This window comes from Arthrobacter sp. GW822-FHT05G07, from assembly GCF_058799755.1.
Genome location: NZ_JBXALT010000002.1, coordinates 272,171 through 291,439 on the forward strand (window position 1 = coordinate 272,171; position 19,269 = coordinate 291,439).

Here is a 19,269-nt window from a genome sequence, read left to right on the forward strand (position 1 = left end):
GTTCAGGGAAGGTCCTCGAAACGGTCCGCAACACTATCTCTGATCGAAATCGGGAAATCCCGGCATTGAAATGACCAACGCCGGCCCCGTTCGCGCGTCACAAGTGGACGAGGCACAGGCCCAGTTCATTCGTTGCCACCCGCCCACCCGTCTGCAACAAGTTTCTGGCGCTACACCTCGACAGCGTTAATAAGTGTGCTTAGTATTAAGGCTCATTCGTTGTCTCGTTTTCGGGCGGACGGGCAGGTACCCGGACAGCCTGACGTCTAAGAGCCTCGGGCATTCCGCCCCTTTGAGCGGGCCCGGACCTCAACTTGCATTCCCCATTTCCTCGCTGAATCAACGCCCGTTTCTGGGTAACGGCTGCGCCATCATTCCGTTCAGGGCACCGCGGCATTTCTGCGCCTGCGCCCACGGAAAGCTACATCGACGTGGTCGGATCGGCTTGGGCAACAAGAAAAGAGCGGAAAAATGAAGGCAGTAGTCTACAAAGGACCGAACGATGTCAGCGTCGAGGACGTACCTGACGCCAAGATTGAGCGCCCCGCCGACGTGTTGGTGCGAATAACGTCGTCGAATATTTGCGGTTCCGATCTGCATATGTACGAGGGCCGCACCAGCTTCGAAACCGGACGCACCTTCGGGCACGAGAACCTCGGTGAAGTGATCGAGGTCGGCTCAGCAGTGAGCAAGGTCAAGGTGGGCGAACGGGTGGTACTGCCGTTCAACATCGCCTGCGGATTCTGTAAGAACTGTGAACGGGGCTTCACCAACTACTGCCTGACCATGCAGCCCGAACCCAAGCTCGCCGGCGCGGCGTACGGGTTCGCGGACATGGGCCCGTATCAAGGCGGACAGGCCGAGTACCTGCGCGTGCCGTACGGAGACTTCAACTGCCTGCGTTTGGGCGAGGACGCCGAGGAGAAGGAACTCGACTATGTCATGGTCGCGGACATCTTCCCCACCGGATGGCACGCAACCGAGATGGCCGGCGTTTACCCCGGCGACTCGGTAGTCATCTACGGCGCAGGGCCAGTAGGACTTATGGCAGCCTACTCGGCCATCATCAAGGGCGCCGGAAAAGTCATGGTGGTGGACCGGCAAAGTGACCGCTTGAAGCTTGCCGAACAGATCGGTGCCATCCCTGTAGACGATTCCAAAGTGGACCCTGTTGAGTTCGTCAAAGACCAAACCATGGGGTTCGGGGCTGACCGGGGTTGCGAGTGCGTCGGGTACCAAGCCCACGACCCGAGCGGAAACGAACAGCCCAACCTGACGTTGAACCGCCTGGTGGACTCCGTCCGGTTCGTCGGCGGCCTAGGCGTAGTAGGCGTGTTCCTGCCGCAGGATCCTGGAGCCCCGGACGAACTAGCCAAGCAGGGGCAGGTGGCCTTCGACTACGGAAACTACTGGTTCAAAGGACAAACGATGGGCTCCGGTCAGTGCCCGGTCAAGAAATACAATCGGGCCCTTCGCGACCTCATTGCCGGCGGGAAGGCCAGCCCCTCCTTCCTCGTCAGCCACGAACTGCCACTGGACAAGGCCCCGGAGGCCTACAGGAACTTCGATGACCGCGTCGACGGTTGGACCAAAGTGGTCCTCCACCCGGCCGGCTCCTAGAGCCTGACAGGCTAATCCGATGCCGGAACGAACTACTTCCCGGAAGGGGAACTGATGCGATCCATGGTGTATCGCGGGCCTTATAAGGTGCGCGTGGAAGAGAAAGACATACCGCAGATCGAACATCCCAATGATGCGATCGTGCAAGTGAAATTGGGGGCCATCTGCGGCTCAGACCTGCACCTTTATCACGGCATGATGCCGGACACGCGGGTCGGGATGACCTTCGGACATGAGTTTGTGGGCGTGGTCCACGAGGTGGGTTCCTCAGTCCAAAACCTGGAGGTCGGGGATCGGGTCATGGTTCCGTTCAACATCTACTGCGGGTCCTGCTACTTCTGCTCCCGCGGCCTGTATTCCAACTGCCACAACGTCAATCCGAACGCCACCGCCGTGGGCGGCATTTACGGCTACTCCCACACCTGCGGGGGTTACGACGGCGGCCAGGCTGAGTTTGTGCGCGTGCCATTCGCTGATGTGGGTCCCACCAAGATTCCGGACTGGATGGACGAGGAGGACGCCGTACTGCTCACCGACGCCCTGCCCACTGGCTACTTCGGCGCCCAGTTGGGCGACATTGCCGAAGGTGACACCGTTGTGGTGTTCGGTGCCGGCCCGGTGGGACTGTTCGCAGCGAAGTCAGCCTGGCTCATGGGAGCGGGGCGGGTGATCGTCATCGACCACCTGGAATACCGACTGGAAAAGGCCCGCTCATTCGCCCACGCCGAGACCTACAACTTTGTGGAGTACGACGACATTGTGGTGCACCTGAAGAAAGCCACGGACTATCTGGGCGCCGACGTCGTCATCGATGCGGTGGGAGCCGAAGCGGACGGCAACTTCCTCCAGCATGTGACCAGCAGCAAGCTGAAACTGCAGGGCGGATCCCCCATCGCCCTCAACTGGGCCATCGACTCCGTCCGCAAGGGCGGCACTGTGTCAGTCGTGGGCGCCTACGGGCCGCTCTTCAGCGCCGTGAAGTTCGGCGACGCGATGAACAAAGGGCTGACGCTTCGGATGAACCAATGCCCGGTCAAAAGGCAGTGGCCCCGGTTGTTCGAACACATCCGGAACGGGCACCTCAAACCCAGTGACATTGTCACCCACCGCATCCCTCTGGAGCACATCGCCGAGGGCTACCACATCTTCTCGGCGAAGCTTGATGACTGCATCAAGCCCCTCATCGTCGCAACCTCGGCCTGAAAGGGACCATGATGGCTGAAATACCAACGCCTTACACCTCCAGCACCCCCGCGCTGAAGGAGACTGCGGAGGAGCTGCGGGCACGGATTCCGGGATGGGGCGTTGACCTCGACCCGGCGGACAGACCCTCCTACCCCCGCGAGCAGCCCGGTATCGAGACCGGTGCGCGCTGGGACTTTCCCGAACGTCAGCCGGAGAAGTGGCCCAGGGAACGGTCCGTTGAACACGCTTTCGTGACCCCCGTCTTTGGCACCTCAACCCCTCCCAAGGGTATCTCCGGTGCGCTGCGAAAGTACGCGTACCGGAAGTACAGCGAGGGCCGCGCAGCCCACTGGCTGGTCCTGATCGCCGCCGACAGAGTGGACGCGTGGGAAAGCCACCTGCGTTCGTTCGCAACCCTGCGACCGGACAACCCGGTGACCGAAACCGGTGTGCTCAGCGAGCTCTCCCACCATGGTGCGAGCTCCCGCGTCGGGAAAAGGCGCGCCGACCTGAACCATCAGTGGATCGACCCCATCCTCGTCGGCGCCCCGTGGGTACTGGCGGGACTGGGGGCAGTAGCCGCCTTGAGAACGCTGCGAAAGCACCGTCCGGCCTGACAGCCCGACGGCGGCGGGCTGGCCCGTATAGGCAACCCGCCGCCGTCGAACCTAACAGCCTCCTACTGGAAGTGCTACGAAGCTGATCCTGCCGCCGGGAACCGCTCCCATGCCCGGTGTGCAGAGAGCAGTTCCCGGACCACCGGAATCACTGTGTCCGGACCTTCTCCACTGATGATTCCGGGGGCATCTTGAGGGACGCCGGCCGCGTCCAGAACTGCGGCACCTGGACCCCAGGCGCCAATGGCTTTGCCATGACGGAAAGCTTCAGAGACCATAAGAACCACGCGCGGATCAAGGGTCGCACCTGGTTCGCCGGCCTTGGCATCGCGGCCCGGAACGGCATCGGCTGCTGGAATCCCACCGCCCGCTGCAATAATTGCGTCAAACTCGATCGAGCGTGCTGTGAGGTAGCTCCGCTGGACAGTCACTGCAGCACCATGCTCCGGCTCAATCACACCACCGGTCGGCGCAATGATCAGGGGGACCATGCCTGCCGCGTCAACCGCCTCGCGGGCTGCGGCCACCAGCGACAGGTCACTTTCATTGTCCGCGATGATGCCCACGACACGACCAGCAACAGGCCATTTCCCACCAATCTGGGACACAGCGGGGCTGGGCTCCACGTCCGGCGTGTCAACGGTGGCCGTGGGAGCCGGCATCCCGAGGCCCTTGGCGACGGCGGCGCAAAGTCCGGCGTCAATATTAGCCAGCGCCATGAGTTGCCGTTCCCGGATCGCCGCTTCATAGCACTTGCCAAGCTCAAAGGTGTAGGCCTGAATCACGTGGTCCTGCTCTACCGACGTCAAACTGCGGAAGAACAGCCGGGCTTGGCTGAAGTGGTCATCGAAGGACGCCGGGTTTCTCCGTTCCTTAATTCCTGCCGCGATTTCCTCAGGTACGTCCACGAATGCTCCCACGTCCTGCCCGGCCATGAAGGGGCAACCACCATCAAGGGAATTCGGATGGTAAGGGGCCACTCCCCCATGCACGGCAGTCTGGTGCATCCCGTCCCTCAGCATGTCGTTGACCGGGGCGTGGGGACGATTGATGGGAATTTGGGCGAAGTTCGGTCCACCGAGCCGCGAAATCTGCGTGTCCAGGTATGAGAACAGGCGGACCTGCAGCAGAGGATCATTGGTGACATCGATGCCTGGGACGAGGTGTCCCGGATGGAAGGCCACCTGCTCGGTCTCGGCAAAGTAGTTGGTCGGGTTGGCGTTCAGCGTCATCAGTCCGATTGGCTGAACCGGCGCCAGTTCCTCAGGGACAACTTGGTGGGATCCAGAAGGTCGATACCTTCGAACATTTGATCTTCGGTGTCCGGGAACGTCTGGATGCCAAGCTCCCACTCCGGGTACGCACCTGATTCGATCGCATCGGCCAGATCGCGACGGTGGAAATCGGGATCCATGCCGTTAATAATCTGGGCCTCCTCCCACACCAATGAGTGAACACCCAGCTTCGGCTTCCAGTGGAATTTCACCAGAGTGGTCTTACCTACAGCATCCACCAACCGGAATGTGTGGACGCCAAACCCTTCCATGGTCCGGTAGGAACGGGGAATTCCACGGTCCGACATATTCCACATCGTGTGGGCCTGCGCTTCGGTATGCAACGAAACAAAATCCCAAAATGTGTCGTGCGCACTCTGAGCCTGCGGGATTTCCCTGTCAGGGTGCGGTTTCCCCGCGTGGATGAGGTCCGGGAACTTGATGCCGTCCTGAATGAAGAAAACAGGAATGTTATTCCCCACCAGGTCGTAGGTGCCCTCATCCGTGTAGAACTTGGTGGAGAAGCCACGGGTGTCACGGACCGTATCAGCCGACCCTCTGGATCCCAGAACAGTGGAAAACCTCACGAACACCGGGGTTTCTACATCCGGCGCAAGGAACCCTGCCTTGGTGATCTTCGAAGCCGTGCCGTAAGAGCGGAACGTTCCATGCGCCCCGGCTCCTCTGGCGTGGACCACGCGCTCAGGAATTCTCTCGTGATCAAAGTGCGTGATCTTCTCACGCAAGTGATGGTCCTGCAGCAAAATCGGGCCCCGCGGCCCGGCCTTCAAGGAATGGTCTGTATCTCCGAGCCTCAGACCTTGGGCCGTTGTCAGGTACTGGCCGGACTGGGCACGTGAGTTTGCGGGTGCGCCGGTGGGGCTCCCCGTGGGTGACACGGCCTCCGGCCCCTGCTGATCAGGCTTCGGCGGCAAAGGCTCACGCGACGCTGTGGGCTCTTCTACGGCGGGCTGCTCAATCGACGGAGCCCCTGGAATCTTAATGTTGTCCTCAGTTGGCACTGCGCGTTCTCCTCGATGTTGATCGGCAAATCGATTACTGCACTCAACCAAAAAGGTAAGCTTCCTTAGTACCCTAGGGGCCGGGAATCCCGCTTGCAAAGTCGGCGCGGCAAAGTAACGCGATTGCGGCTGTGGACAGCGCCCTAGAGACCTCGCAGGAAGCCCGGCCTGTGCTCGACCCCGTGGCTGGTGAGACCGTAGAAAACAGGCAGGATCACGAAAATCACCGATGCTACCAGCGGATGGACGAGGACACCTACTGTTCCCGCCGCGAGGTACAGCACTACCCCGGCAAGGGCACGTGGTCGCTCGCGTGCGAAGTAGGAATCCTCCACTTCTTCCTCGGTGAGCTCAGGATGCCGTGCCAAGTGCGAGAAGAACACCAGCCATGACAGGCACAGCAGTGCCCCGACGATCGCGTACAACGCGACCGCGACCCGCTCGTCGGCCACATTGCCTGTCTTGGCTGTATCGATGATCACGGCTGTTGGCCAGGGCAAAAGGGCGAGCGTGGCAAGGATTCCCAGATTGGCCCACTGTAGGCCGATGTCCATCTGCCGGATACGGGAGAAGGCAGATTTGTGGTTGAGCCAGATCACGGCCAAATAGATGTAGGACGCCGCATACGCCAGGTATGTCGGCCATTGACCGAGCAGTCCGGCCAGCAGCTCCCCGGGTTCGGTCTCCGGCGGAGTGAGCTCAAGTACCAGTAGCGTGATAACGATCGCGATGACGGCATCGCTGAACGCCTCGGCACGGCCGGTGTCGGAGCGTGTCACCCTCCGCTCCTGAACCTATGCATCAGGCGGGATCGCAGTGCGGTGACGGCGGAGCGGTAGCCCTCTACCCGCTTTCACCGGGCAGCTTGTAGGCGAGCACGTCAATGTTCTGAATGTTCGGTTCCGCGCTGAACAGCTCAGCTCCCTGAGCAGCTAGTGCTTGCCCGACACCCCCGGCAAGGTGAGTCTGGCGGGCTTCGTCATCGGGGAATACGTCGAATACTCCGAAGGTCGAATCGTCGAACTTGAGAGCGAACCAGGCGCGCGTCCCTTGCTCCTGTTCAACGACGGAGCGTGCGGAGCGGAGGAACTCTGCGACGTCCTGCTCCTTGCCGGGTTTTGCCTTCAGGATCACCGACAATGCAACCTCAATCATGCTCCCTCACCCGGCCCGATCTGACGGATTCCATACTGCAGGGCAGTTTTCATGGCGAGCCTCCTGTGAACGGAACTGCGGCGGGGAAGATGCGGACCGAGCCGACATCGTGGAACCCTCCTCAACCTATCGACGGAGCGGCGCGATGCACTGCCAGTCTCGCAGTGATCGCTGGTCACCACAAGAGACGGTTCCGCTTGCCGGTGGACTGGCATCGCAGCCTTGGTCCCGGCTGAGGGATGCGCGCCACGAGGAGGCCGCTAGAGCATCTCAAGCACGCGTTTGTGGGTGGGAGAAGGATGGGCGCGATCCAAGTCGGCCAGGTCCTGGGGCGCAAGCCGAACGTCGAGGGCCCGATGGCATTCCTGGACATGTTGTGGGCTTGACGCTTTGGGAATGGCCAAGACGAGTGGCTGCCTGAGCACCCAGGCAAGGGCAATCTGCGCGGGACTGACGCCGTGTTCGGTTGCGATGCGCACCAGCACTGGATCATTCAGCATCCGCCCCTGCTCCAGCGGCGAGTACGCCGTCACCGGGATGCCCCTCTCGACGCAGCGGGGCAACAGATCGAACTCGATGCCCCGGCGGGTCAGGTTATAGAGCACTTGGTCTGTCGCGACATTCCGGCCGCCCGGCAAGCGCAGAAGTTCTTCCATGTCCGCTACATCGAGGTTACTGACGCCCCAGTACCGGATCTTCCCGGCCCGCTGCAGGTGTTCGAAGGCTTCGAGCGTTTCGGCCAAGGGAACAACACCTCGCCAATGCAGCAAATAGAGGTCGATGCTGTCCGTTCCAAGCCGGCGCAGGCTACCTTCGCAGGCATCGATGGTTCCGCGCAATGTGGCGTGATGCGGCAGGACTTTGGTGATCAGAAACGTTTCATTCCGCCGGGCTGCCAGCGCCCTTCCGACGAGTTCCTCGGCCGCGCCATTGCCATACATCTCGGCGGTATCAACCACGGACATTCCCACGTCCAAGGCCATATGGATCGCCGCGGTCTCTTGGCGGGCGTTGTCGGGGTTCTCGCCCATGCCCCACGTTCCGATCCCGAGCACCGGGACAGTCTCACCGGAAGGAAGAGATATCTCGCGCAACGTAACTCCTCTCAGAAAGAGCCCGTTCCGTTGTCGGCCGCACCGCGTCCGATGATTCTCGTCCGGACCATGGCGACACCCGCCGTGTTTCTTCAATCTACTCCGCTGCCGGAGGACACGAAAGATACAGGGGGCTCCCCGGAGTCTGCGCGGCGACCGCCTATTTCGGATGGGTGATCCTCCAGCCTGTCCATCCAGCTGTAGGTTGTCGCCCTGCTGACGGCGAGTCTTGCTGTCGAGCCACCTACTGTGACCCCCTGTTTGGAGAGACAGTGGATGTTCTCGTCGCGTTCCACCACCTCGATCCGACCGAGGTGCCGGCCGCTGTGACTGCCCAGGCGGGGCTTGGGTGCTACCGCTCCGGGAGGGGGCCTCTCTGAGCCGCCTGGGCACCTCGAGCATTGCAGCGGCCACCCCATGGAGGCAGCCCCGAAGTGCTGCATGTGGACAACCCGCCGACCGCCGAAGGCTGCATAAAAAGGGACGACGACGACACGCAGTGTCGCCGTCGTCCTCCCCTTCTTGCGCCGGATGGCGCCATCCACCACAGACGCCCGGGGCTTAGGCTGCCTTCGAAAGCGTTACGTAGCTGCCTTCGACGGTGCCGCCGGCAACAGCGGGAGCGCCGGATACCGCGACATAGCTGCCATGGGTGACAGCAGAGATTTTTCGGCTACAGGGGGCGGTGACATAGGCGCCTTCAACACGGGCCTGGGCGCTGCCTGCGGGAAGGGATACGTAGCTGCCGCCACGCAGTGCGGTACCGGCTACAGAGATACGGTTTACGGCCTCAGGGGCGGGTTCGGTTGTTGCGGGGCGCTCGGTAAGCAAAGTCATGGGTTCTCCTTGGGGTTCAGGATCAGGGCCGGTTCAGGTTCAGTGCCGCTCAAGCGGAAGGGCTGTGCTGGTTGTGTTGCTTGCCCTGCCGGCCCGGGGATGTTCACCGGTGCGGTACTCGAGGGCTACTCTGGCCTACATCCAAGGTACGCCTTATTACGATCTACTCAAAATAACGTGTGGAGACTCACGCTGCTGCAGCTACTCGCTTTTGGGAACCAAAAACGAGTTGAAACCAGGTGGCTTCGACTCGTCCTCCAGAAGTCATGTTGCGCTCCGCCCTTCCACCCATGAAGCGGTGTAGGCCAACCAGAAGAACCAAGCGAGGAACGCTCAGTCCCAGTTCACGGCAAGCGCAGGGCACACCAGCCATAACGTGCTCCCCCCACAACTAAACAGGCGACCCGCAACGCCAAGCGCACCCGCGGCCAGTGTCAGAGGGACCTGACCGAACAGAATATATACACGTCAAAAGCAAAAACCCCTCTGACGGGGGCATGCCCGCTAGGCATCTTTGTCTTGCAGTTTCCGAGGGCTGCCCAACATGCCTCACGGCTCAGCAACCTGCACGGCTGCATCAACTACGTGCCATCACTGCAGGGTAAAGACCCGCCCGCTCAGCGGCAGTCAGTCGAGTAGCGCGACGCCGAACTCAGCCACGACGGCCCGCAATTCCTTGAGGTAGCGCTGCGCTTGGTCGGTGAGCGGAATCGCGGCGTGGCCGATCCAGCCGATCTCGATGCGTTCGTCAACGTCGAGCGGGATAGCGACGATCTCCGGGTCGAGCTGCCCGCTGATGATGCCCGTCGAGATCGTGTACCCGTGGAGCCCGATCATGAGGTTGAAGATCGTGGCACGGTCAGAGACCCGGATCTCCTGCTTGCTGGACAAGGTGGAGAGAATCTCCTCGGCGAAGTAAAAGGAGTTGTTCGCACCTTGATCAAAGGTTAGCCGCGGTAAGCCGGCGAGATCGTCGAGAGTTGCACGCTCTTTTGAGGCGAGCGGGTTCTTCCGTGAAATGAAGATGTGCGGATCGGCGAGGAAGAGTGGAGTGAACGCGAGCCCGGATTCCCGGAGCAGCTTGTCGATGACCTTCCGGTTGAAATCGTTCCGGTAGAGGATGCCTATCTCGCTGCGGAGCGTCCGGACATCCTCGATGATGTCCCAAGTACGGGACTCACGCAGCGAGAACTCGTATTCGGCCACATCAGTGGCCTTGACCATCCGGACGAAGGCGTCCACCGCGAACGAGTAGTGCTGCGTTGACACCCCGAGCAGACGTCGCCGCGGTGGCCTACCAAGGTAGCGCTGCTCGAGGAGAGCGAACTGCTCTACGACCTGTCTCGCGTAGCCGAGGAACTCTACCCCGTCGGCGGTGAGGGTGACTCCGCGGGCGGAGCGAAGCAGGAGTGCACGGCCAACCCGGGCCTCAAGATCCTTCATCGAGGCGGACATTGTCGGCTGCGCTACGTAGAGAAGATCGGCGGCCGCGGAGATGGATCCCTCAGCTGCAACTTCTATGAAGTAACGGAGCTGCTGCAGGGTCAATCCGCTCGAAATCTGGGACATAGGGAAATTCTATATGAATGCATAGTAACCACTAGTTACCTGATACCCATCGGAAAGCTGCACCATGGATACATCACCTTCTGAAAGGCCGTCTCCGGCCCATCAACGGATTGGCAGCACATGGCAGACGACTTCACCTTCAGCATCACCACCACCCCCTTCGACGAGGACTACTCCCCGTCGGAAGGCTCGCGGATCACGACGAATTTCGCCAACCTGGCACGGGGCGAGCACCGCCAAGAGAATCTCCGCAACGCCTTGACCATGATTCGGCGCCGCTTCAACGATCTCGCAAGCTGGGACAACCCGGACCGGGACCGTTACACGCTCGACCTTGAGATCGTTTCCGTGCAGATAGAGTTCACCGCGGAAGGTACGGATCAGCAGTTCCCGCTGTTCGAGGTTCTCGACATCCAGATCGTCGACCAGCTGAACGGGGTCCGCCACCAAGGGATCGTGGGGAACAACTTCTCCTCGTACGTCCGTGACTTCGACTTCAGCGTCGTACTGCCAGCGGCAGCAGCGGCGGCAGGCGGGCCCACCGTGCCCGAGGACTTCGGCGATCTTCACGGCAAACTGTTCCAGCAATTCCTCGATTCCCCGGCGTGCCAGGAACGCTTCCCGCAGCCGCCAGTGGTGTGCATCAGCGTCTCAACGAGCAAGACGTACCGGCGAACGGAGAACCGTCACCCCGTCCTGGGCGTCGAGTACCAGCAGGACGAGTTCTCGCTGACGGACGCGTACTTCGCAAAGATGGGGCTGCAGGTCCGCTACTTCATGCCACGCGGCAGCGTTGCGCCGCTCGCCTTCTATTTCCGCGGCGACCTGCTTAACGACTACTCCAACCTGCAGCTCATCGGCACGATCAGCACTATGGAGACGTTCCAGAAGATCTACCGCCCGGAGATCTACAACGCGAACTCCGCCGCCGCCGTCGTCTACCAGCCGAGCCTGGGAGAGCAGGACTACTCGCGGACCCAGATCGCTTATGACCGCGTAGAGCGCAGTCAGCTCGCGATCACTCAGGCGAAGTACACGGAGGAACACTTCATCACGCCCCACAAGGATCTATTGGACCAGTGGACCGCCAAATACCCCGCTCTCGTCAACTGACCCACGGAGAATCGTCAATCATGAACACACTTTTGCCCACCACCGTTGTCGGAAGCCTGCCGAAACCATCGTGGCTCGCACAGCCGGAGACTCTTTGGTCCCCGTGGAAACTGGAGGGAGATGAGCTGCTCGAGGGCAAGCAAGATGCTCTGCGCATCGCCATCCACGAACAGACCCGACGCGGCATCGACATCGTCAGCGACGGCGAGCAAACCCGCCAGCACTTCGTCACCACCTTTATCGAACATCTCAGCGGGGTCGACTTTGAACAGCGTAAGACCGTGCGCATCCGCGATCGCTACGACGCGAGCGTGCCGACCGTCGTCGGAGCGGTGCGCCGCGAGCGTCCGGTATTCGTCGAAGACGCAAAGTTCCTCCGCGCAACCACAGACCGGCCGATCAAATGGACTCTTCCCGGCCCCATGACCATGGTGGACACGCTCTACGATGACCACTACAAGAGCCGCGAGAAGCTGGCCTGGGAATTCGCTGCAATCCTGAACCAGGAAGCGAAAGAACTGGAGGCGGCCGGCGTGGACATCATCCAGTTCGACGAGCCCGCGTTCAATGTCTTCCTCGATGAGGTCAAGGACTGGGGCGTGGCTGCGCTGGAGCGGGCGGCAGAAGGGCTGCGTGCGGAGACCGCCGTGCATATCTGCTATGGCTACGGGATCAAGGCGAATACTGACTGGAAAGCGACGCTCGGCTCACAGTGGCGGCAGTACGAGGAAACGTTCCCGCTGCTTCAGAGCTCCAGCATCGACATCATCTCGCTGGAATCCCAGAACTCCCACGTGCCCATGGACCTCATCGAGCTCCTCCGCGGCAAGAAAGTCATGCTCGGGGCAATCGACGTCGCAAGCGAGATTATCGAGACCCCGGAGGACGTCGCCAACACCCTCCGCAAGGCCCTGCAGTTCGTCAATGCGGACAAGCTCATCGCCAGCTCCAACTGCGGCATGGCACCGTTCCCCCGGGACGTCGCACTGGCCAAGCTGAGTGCTCTCAGCGCAGGGACGAACATCATTCGCGAAGAACTCGCCCGCTCTGCAACCCCGGTGTCATAACCATGTTTCACGCTTACCCCCCAGACACCCGGCTCGAGGCTCCCAAGCCGGGCTTCCCGTCCTCCCTATCGGCCGACGATTTCAAAGCACTGTTCCGCGGCCACCCGGGAGGTGTCGCCGTCATCACGGCGGATGCCGGCGAAGGACCGGTGGCGCTGACGGTATCGTCGGTGGTGTCAGTGAGTGCGGAACCTCCGTTGCTGATTTTCTCGGTCTCGGCACTGTCCTCTGCCTCCGAGGTGCTTTCACGCGCCGAAACTGTCGTCGTGCACCTGCTGGACGCGCACGACGTCGACTTGGCGAAGTTTGGCGCGACCCCTGGCGCCGACCGCTTTGACCAGACGCACCGTTGGTCGACCCTTGCAACCGGCGAAGCGGTGTATGACGATGTCCGCGCCTGGGTGCGCTGCGCCGTCGTCAATCGCATGGAGGTGGGGACCTCCACAATCATCGCCGTTCACGCCCTGGAGTCCCGCGTGATGCGTGACGTCCAAGCTGGCGAACCCGGCGACGCTCTGGTCTACCACAACCGCTCATGGCACCGCTTGGGCGAGCATTCCAAGCATGAAGGCTGAGCGCCGCGCCAACGATGCGAGGCGGCAAGCCGAACGGCGCACGACGGCGGGAGCATAACTCCCGCCGTCGTCCTCGTTAACGCCGGAGCGTCCATCGACATCCCGAATGGCCTATGCCGCGTCAGACGCGAACTCGAACTTCAGGGCACATCAGTGCTTCACCGGACGGAAGAAGCATCTCGCGCATAGTAGCCCCCGTCGACAGAGCCCGTTCCCGTTTTTGGATGTGCAGAGTCCGATGTTTCCCGGCCGGACAGGCTGTGGCGGTACGGGACCTCGCCGGACATGCCATTGGACTGCTGCTCGAGGGATGGACCTGGGCGATCCTTGACGGAAATTCCCCGCGGGAACGGTCGAGGAACGGACCTGCGCCCGGACATCCCTCCGCCTCAAACGCAGGCAACCCGAGCAGGCTCCGCTCGAACAGAACCCCGATTCCCTGCCTTGGGGCTATGGTGACAGAATTTCCACGCAGCGGCGCTGGGACGGTTCCTGTCCGACCTGAAACGGGCAGCGCCCGACGTAGCCCACCGTGTCGTCACCTGCAGTCCTGACGTTGCCTCCTCCACCAACCTCGTGGGCTTGGTCTCCGAGCTCGGAACGACCTGGAGCCGCTGGGGTCAGCCCCTGATTCCGATCGCCACCATCTATGACCCCTTTGTGGCCCGCACCCTCGAACCGTGGTCCTTTGGCATGTATGCCGGCGGCCAGTCCATCCTCATTGGAACACCGTCAGGTGTGACTCTGGCACCGGAAGGCGGCGCCCACCAATCCCTCACCACTGCCTCCATTGGCCTGGAACAGCCGAGTGCACGGCTTGGGAGCCTGCCTTCGCCCAGGATCCGGAATGGTGCATGCTCGAGGCGCAGCGCCGGATCGGCCTCCCCGGAGGACGCTCTGCCTACTTCCGGCTCACCACCCGTCCACTGGATCAAGGCCTGGCCGCCATGCCGACGGACGAGGTGCTGGTGGAGCGACGCCGCTGGCACTCGGTGGCCGGCTGAGCGACCACGACCCGGTCGAAGTCAAGGTCACCCTGGTCGGCATCGGAGCAATGATGCACGAAGTCATCGCCTCGGCTGCACGGCTGAAAGAACTGGGCATCACGGCCGGCGTCGTCTGTCTCACCAGCCCCGACCTGGTCTTCGACTCCCTCCAAAGCCGCAACTCGCTGAACCACGGATCCGGACCAGCCGGATTCGACATCGTCGACGCTCTCTTTCCGCGGCACGCTCCTGCGCCCCTTGTCACGGTCCAGGACGGGCACCCACACACCCTGTCCTTTTTGGCCGGGGCACGCGGGGACCGAGCTGTCTCACTGGGTGTGAGGGATTTCGGTCAGTCATCCGACGTGGAGGACGCCTGCCGCATCCACGGCATAGACGAAGCATCGATCGTCAACGCGGCGGTGAACCTGATGCGCTGATATCTTCCGTGTAACCAAGCCGCTCTCCCGCGCCTGCGACCTCCTGACGTTTGTGCTGGCTCCCCTCCCTTGACTTTGCTACTGACCACAGCCACTGTTGTCGACAACAGGAGGGGGCATCCGTCCGTTCCTGGTCCAGTGGAGGATACTGATGGTCCGTGCCAGGTCGCTGATGCGCTCCGCGACCTCCGGAGACCGGGTTACCCGCGTGGAACTGTTCTTCGACCTGGTCTTCGTCTTCGCGCTGTCACAGCTGTCCCATCATTTACTGGAACATCTGTCCTGGCTGGGTGCCGGGGAGACATTCGTGCTGCTTCTGGCGGTCTACAAGGTATGGGTGTACACCACTTGGTCAGCAACATTGCTGGACACTTCGCTGCGGGAAGTGCAGTGGATGCTGCTGATCGTCATGCTGGTCACGCTGTTCATGAACGCCTCCATCGACTCGTCATTTGGCGCTTTCGGCTGGCTGTTCGTTGCCTGCTATCTGGCGGTCCAGTTGGGCCGCGGTGCGTGGATGCTTACGGCGGGACTGGATGAGACAACGCACAACCATTTCGTGCGCACGCTGACTTGGGGGTTCATGAGCGCGCCTTTTTGGATTGCCGGGGTCTTCTTTGATGCGGTGCCACGTCTGATGATCTGGGGTGTTGCTGCCGCGATTGACCTTCTTGGCCATATGCTGGCTCACCGATTGCCGGGCCGCAAAACCGAAGGAAGCCGGGTTCCGCTCCCGGGGGAAAGGATGTTCGAGCGGTTTGGTTTGTTCTACCTGATCGCGCTCGGCGAGACAATCCTCTCGACCGGCCTGGCAATAGCGGGGAATCTGGAGGACCCTCTGATCTTTGTGACGGGGACTGTAGGTTTGGCTGGAAGCATCGCCATCTGGTGGTGCTACTTCCATAGCCTCGAACGGGACATCCTGGACAAGCTCGCCACGGTCGATGATCATTTTCGGCCGGGCATATTGGCGGGTAACACCTTGTTGATGCTCCTGGCTGGCCTGATCCTTGTGGCTGCGGGCGATCAGCTTGTGATCAGCGATCCGTCCGCCCGTCCGGAACTGTCCACCGTTCTGCTCCTGTTTGGCGGCCCCGCCCTCTTCCTTGCCGGCCGAGGCATTTTTATCCGCCAGGTGTTGGGCCTGCGCCATCCAACTGATCTCATCGGCATCGGCACCTTGGCGGTGCTGGCAGGCTTGAGCCTTCTCCTGCCCGCCTTCGTTGCCGCTATGGGCGCATTGCTTCCCCTCATTGGCGTAGCAGTTGCCGACACCGTGATCCGTCGCCGCCGATTCAAACAGCCAATCAACTGACAGCCCATCCGATGCCAGGCGACAAGTCCTGAATCCAACCTGGCAGGCCAGGGCGTCCTCGGCCAGTCCCCGTGCCCCTCATACCCGAGCGCATAACGTGCCTCCTGCCCCGCTCGGGCCACCACCGGCCCCAACCGGGCGACGCCGCCAGGGCCAATCCGCTGGGTGGGGAACCCCAAGCCCACGGCACATGCGAGCCGTCCGGTGTGGTCGAAGACAAAGTACTTTCTGTGCCTAGAGAGCTGCAGCCGGTGCTGACCTCGATTTCGCCTCAAGCCCCTTGACCCGGGGTGACAAAATAGCGCTGACAAAAGCGCGCCATTGAGCGCTGCGGTTCGCGATCGTCAACACATCGGGCTCACGAGAGGTTTTCATCAGAAATCCTCTCGTACTGCGTTGTCGGAATGACGCAGTCCATGGGTTACGCGGAATACAGGTCTGAATATGGGCCTTCAACGACGGACAGGCGCCTTCGGCGTTATCAGCTGACAATCAATGGGGGCTGCCAGTGCTCCGCAGGCCTCTCTGGCGCCGCGGGGTCCATGCTTATCAGCGGCGCAACGCACGACTCACCGACCACATGCTCGGCGCCGGCATCATCGCAGGCTGGAACACCAACAAAACCACCGCCTACAAAACCAACCTCGGCATCCCCTGAGGGAGTTTTTGCATAACGGCGTGGGATCTGGCCTGATCCGAAGGAGATACCCGTGTCTGGCGATCGGCCCTGTGAGTGGCGATCACATCCGAAGACTCATCGTGATGCGTGCGGGCAGGAACGAGTCTGTGGGAGCCACTTTAGAGCCGGACAGGCGAAAGGTGGACCACCTGAGTTCCTTGTTCAATGCCGAAATTCGGACGTCCAAAATGCCACATCAAATCTTTCCTTGACAGAGCCATCCTTCGGCTCTAAATTTAGTGCAACCGATCTCAGCAACCGATCTCACTGCTACTTTCGATAATGCAACCGATCTCAAAGGAGAGACTCGATGACCAAAACGACTTCTCCCGACCGTCGGTGTCCCGCACTTAGCACGCGTCGCTTGAGCACGGCATGCTCCCGCATCAGCAAATCCGTTCACAGGAGAAATTCATGATCAAAAAGCGATGGGGCTTGGCGCTCGTAACAGCCGTCGTAGCCAGCCTTGCCCTCAGTGGCTGCTCACCCTCAGCTTCGGAACCCAAAGGGCCCGTGACATTGAGCTACTGGGACTTCCTCGATCCCAGCCAGGCCAATCCGCGTTCAAAAGCCTTGAAGGAAAATATTGCCAAGTTTGAGGCGGCTAATCCGGACATCAAGATCAACCTCTCCGTTGTTTCGCTCGGCGACATGTTGAACAGGCTGCCTCAGGCCGCGGCAGCAGGTCAGGCCCCTGACGTCTTCAAGATGTTCACTCCAGTCGTTCCCCAGATGGCATCTGCCGGCGTCTACTCCCCGCTGCCTGACGCTGCTTCGAAGGTCACCGACTGGCTGCGCCCCACCGACACCCTGGCGGGCCCCGACGGCAAACCGGTTGCCGTGCCATATGAATACCGAACCTGCGCCCTCTACTACAACGAAAAGATCCTCAACCAGATCGGCGCGACAGTTCCCACCACGTACGACCAAGTAGTCGAAGTTGCCAAGAAAGCTGCTGCCGCTGGTTATACCGGCTTCGGGACCGGCTTCTCGGACACGGACAACTCGGCCATCATCAGCACGTTCTTTAACTGCTTCATGTCACAAGTGGATCAGGAAATCTGGAACAAAGATGGGCAGGCAAGTTTCGCGACGGCCAAAGGCAACGAGTTTGGTGACTTCCTGGCCAAGCTCAGGGACGCTAAGGCTCTTGGCAGCAACGTCGTTTCTGACACGTACGGCACCGTAGCTGACGGCATGGCGAGCGGCACGGTTGCCATGGCAGTCTTGGGCACGGAACGAGCGGTTTCCTTCGGCTCGCAGAACAAGGACCTCAAGTGGACGGCCCTACCCAAAGCGGGTACCGGCGATACGACAGGTACCACCATTGGGTGGACCTTGGGCATAGGCAATGGCAGTAAGAATACCGAGGCCGCCTGGAAGTTCATCGAATACATGACCGGCCCGGAAGCCGGTGCTCTGATGGCAACCGGCGGTGAGGTACCCACCCGTGCGGCCACCTACCAGCAACCATTTTTCTCCACTCCGGAGGCAAAGACCGTCAACGACATCGCCGCCTACGTCAAGACCAACAGTGAACCGCGGACGTATTCCAACACATGGACCGCGCTTGCCACTGGCCTCTCCCAAGCCGGGCAGAAGCTGACTCTCAACGGTTCATCAGGCAGCGATTTTATCCGTTCCGCGCAGGATGCGGCCAACAAGAAGTAGCCGCTCGCGATATCTGGGGGCCTGAGAAATCAGGCCCCCACGGAAGGGACAGAAATGTCTACAAAAAGCCCCACCCGCAGCCCACGCAACACCGCAACGTCTCCCTTGGGCGCCCCAAGTTTTCGCCGGGTCCGTAGGGATCGAATGGTATGGCTCTACGTCCTCCCGGTCAGCGTCGTCTTCCTCTTTGTGTTTGTGGGACCGCTCATCTACACAGCGTGGACGGCCCTCCACGAGACGTCGTATTACCAGATCGGCAAATTCACGGGCCTGAATTCCTTTGTCCGACTGTTCTCAGACTCCGACCTGCCGAGCCGCATCTGGACAACCCTGGTGTTCTCGCTCGGCGCCTTGGTTATCGCACTGCCGGCGGGGCTGCTTTCTGCAATCGTGCTCAACAACCTTCACCGCTTCAAGCGTTCGGTCCGGAGCCTCTTCCTCCTGCCTTGGCTGATGTCACAGGCCACTGCAGGAACAATCTGGCTCTGGTTCCTCAACCCCAACTATGGTCCGGCATCAGCGATCACTAAATCTCTCGGGTTCGGTCCCACTGACGTTTTCTCATCTCCGGCCAGTGCGCTGGTTGCAGTAACTCTGATGTCAGCCTGGTGGTCCTACCCGCAAGCCATGCTCCTCTTCTTGGGCGCCCTTCAAACGATTCCTGAGGAGCTCCGCGAAAGCCTCAAAATGGACGGCGGCGGCATCTGGCACCAGTTTGTGAACATCACACTGCCCTACTTGCGCAACACCATCGTCTCCGTTGTGGTCGTCCTTCTCATGCTTTATGTGCAGATGGTCACCATCATCCTGGTCACCACGAGAGGAGGCCCCATCGGCTCCACAGAAACCTTGTCCATGCGGGTCTACAACCAGATGTTCGACAAGTTTGACCTCTCGGGAGCCTCGGCAACGGCAATCCTGCTTTTCGCCGTCAATATCGCCCTCACCCTCGTCGCCATTCGCTTCCGACGGAAGGAAAGCTTGTGAGCATCACATCCCCGCGCCGCCAACGACGCTTGGGCAGTTTCATAAAGGCCGTTCCGGCCTGGG

The 19,269-nt window shown here is 61.1% G+C and carries 17 protein-coding genes and 1 pseudogene; 12 read left to right on the forward strand and 6 right to left on the reverse strand.

All coding sequences use genetic code 11. From position 1 onward, the window contains the following. Positions 1–471 precede the first annotated feature (471 nt). The 3 genes from AC1RJY_RS04060 to AC1RJY_RS04070 are packed head-to-tail and all read left to right on the forward strand — an operon-like array spanning position 472 to position 3,422. Positions 472–1,620: a glutathione-independent formaldehyde dehydrogenase gene (locus tag AC1RJY_RS04060; RefSeq protein ID WP_011774560.1), complete on the forward strand. Its 1,149-nt coding sequence runs from the start codon at positions 472–474 to the stop codon at positions 1,618–1,620. A gap of 54 nt (positions 1,621–1,674) precedes the next feature. Further along, positions 1,675–2,823 (forward strand): zinc-dependent alcohol dehydrogenase, encoded by a 1,149-nt coding sequence (locus AC1RJY_RS04065; protein ID WP_014921687.1) that lies wholly within the window; start codon positions 1,675–1,677, stop codon positions 2,821–2,823. Positions 2,824–2,834: 11 nt separating this feature from the next. Then, positions 2,835–3,422 (forward strand): hypothetical protein, encoded by a 588-nt coding sequence (locus AC1RJY_RS04070; RefSeq protein ID WP_498601455.1) that lies wholly within the window; start codon positions 2,835–2,837, stop codon positions 3,420–3,422. 74 nt (positions 3,423–3,496) lie between these two features. On the opposite strand, the pseudogene AC1RJY_RS04075 reads toward AC1RJY_RS04070, so the two are convergent. From AC1RJY_RS04075 to AC1RJY_RS04100, 6 genes and pseudogenes are all read right to left on the reverse strand, one after another. Further along, positions 3,497–5,718 (reverse strand): annotated as a pseudogene (locus AC1RJY_RS04075) (catalase). 143 nt (positions 5,719–5,861) lie between these two features. Continuing rightward, on the reverse strand, positions 5,862–6,497 hold the full coding sequence (locus tag AC1RJY_RS04080; protein WP_017197474.1) for a TMEM175 family protein: 636 nt from the start codon (positions 6,495–6,497) through the stop codon (positions 5,862–5,864). Between the two features lie 64 nt (positions 6,498–6,561). Then, positions 6,562–6,873 (reverse strand): putative quinol monooxygenase, encoded by a 312-nt coding sequence (locus AC1RJY_RS04085; RefSeq protein ID WP_011774555.1) that lies wholly within the window; start codon positions 6,871–6,873, stop codon positions 6,562–6,564. Between the two features lie 260 nt (positions 6,874–7,133). Beyond that, entirely contained in the window at positions 7,134–7,967 is an 834-nt protein-coding gene (locus AC1RJY_RS04090; RefSeq protein ID WP_014921683.1) for an aldo/keto reductase, read from the reverse strand. Positions 7,968–8,528: 561 nt separating this feature from the next. After that, complete coding sequence (locus AC1RJY_RS04095) at positions 8,529–8,804, reverse strand: hypothetical protein (protein ID WP_011774553.1); 276 nt, start codon at positions 8,802–8,804, stop codon at positions 8,529–8,531. Between the two features lie 627 nt (positions 8,805–9,431). Next, on the reverse strand, positions 9,432–10,373 hold the full coding sequence (locus AC1RJY_RS04100; RefSeq protein ID WP_011774551.1) for a LysR family transcriptional regulator: 942 nt from the start codon (positions 10,371–10,373) through the stop codon (positions 9,432–9,434). A 120-nt stretch (positions 10,374–10,493) separates the two neighbouring features. Between AC1RJY_RS04100 and AC1RJY_RS04105 the strand changes: the two genes are divergently transcribed. The 9 genes from AC1RJY_RS04105 (at position 10,494) to AC1RJY_RS04145 (ending at position 19,206) form a co-directional block, all read left to right on the forward strand. Beyond that, positions 10,494–11,486, forward strand: coding sequence for a DUF1852 domain-containing protein (locus AC1RJY_RS04105; protein ID WP_014921681.1), 993 nt, complete (start codon positions 10,494–10,496; stop codon positions 11,484–11,486). 20 nt (positions 11,487–11,506) lie between these two features. Then, positions 11,507–12,553, forward strand: coding sequence for a methionine synthase (locus AC1RJY_RS04110; RefSeq protein ID WP_498601457.1), 1,047 nt, complete (start codon positions 11,507–11,509; stop codon positions 12,551–12,553). Between the two features lie 2 nt (positions 12,554–12,555). After that, a complete protein-coding gene (locus tag AC1RJY_RS04115; protein WP_011774548.1) occupies positions 12,556–13,128 on the forward strand; it encodes a flavin reductase family protein in 573 nt (190 codons plus the stop codon). Positions 13,129–13,982: 854 nt separating this feature from the next. Further along, the gene (locus AC1RJY_RS04120) at positions 13,983–14,132 is read left to right on the forward strand and encodes a hypothetical protein (protein ID WP_498601458.1); all 150 of its coding nucleotides are present in this window, start codon (positions 13,983–13,985) and stop codon (positions 14,130–14,132) included. Positions 14,133–14,182: 50 nt separating this feature from the next. After that, the gene (locus AC1RJY_RS04125; protein ID WP_286140360.1) at positions 14,183–14,554 is read left to right on the forward strand and encodes a hypothetical protein; all 372 of its coding nucleotides are present in this window, start codon (positions 14,183–14,185) and stop codon (positions 14,552–14,554) included. A 208-nt stretch (positions 14,555–14,762) separates the two neighbouring features. Next, complete coding sequence (locus tag AC1RJY_RS04130) at positions 14,763–15,869, forward strand: low temperature requirement protein A (RefSeq protein WP_238324570.1); 1,107 nt, start codon at positions 14,763–14,765, stop codon at positions 15,867–15,869. Between the two features lie 508 nt (positions 15,870–16,377). Beyond that, positions 16,378–16,527 (forward strand): hypothetical protein, encoded by a 150-nt coding sequence (locus tag AC1RJY_RS04135; RefSeq protein ID WP_498601461.1) that lies wholly within the window; start codon positions 16,378–16,380, stop codon positions 16,525–16,527. A gap of 435 nt (positions 16,528–16,962) precedes the next feature. Next, positions 16,963–18,219 (forward strand): ABC transporter substrate-binding protein, encoded by a 1,257-nt coding sequence (locus AC1RJY_RS04140; protein WP_498601463.1) that lies wholly within the window; start codon positions 16,963–16,965, stop codon positions 18,217–18,219. A 144-nt stretch (positions 18,220–18,363) separates the two neighbouring features. Further along, positions 18,364–19,206 (forward strand): carbohydrate ABC transporter permease, encoded by an 843-nt coding sequence (locus AC1RJY_RS04145; protein WP_498601465.1) that lies wholly within the window; start codon positions 18,364–18,366, stop codon positions 19,204–19,206. Positions 19,207–19,269 lie beyond the last annotated feature (63 nt).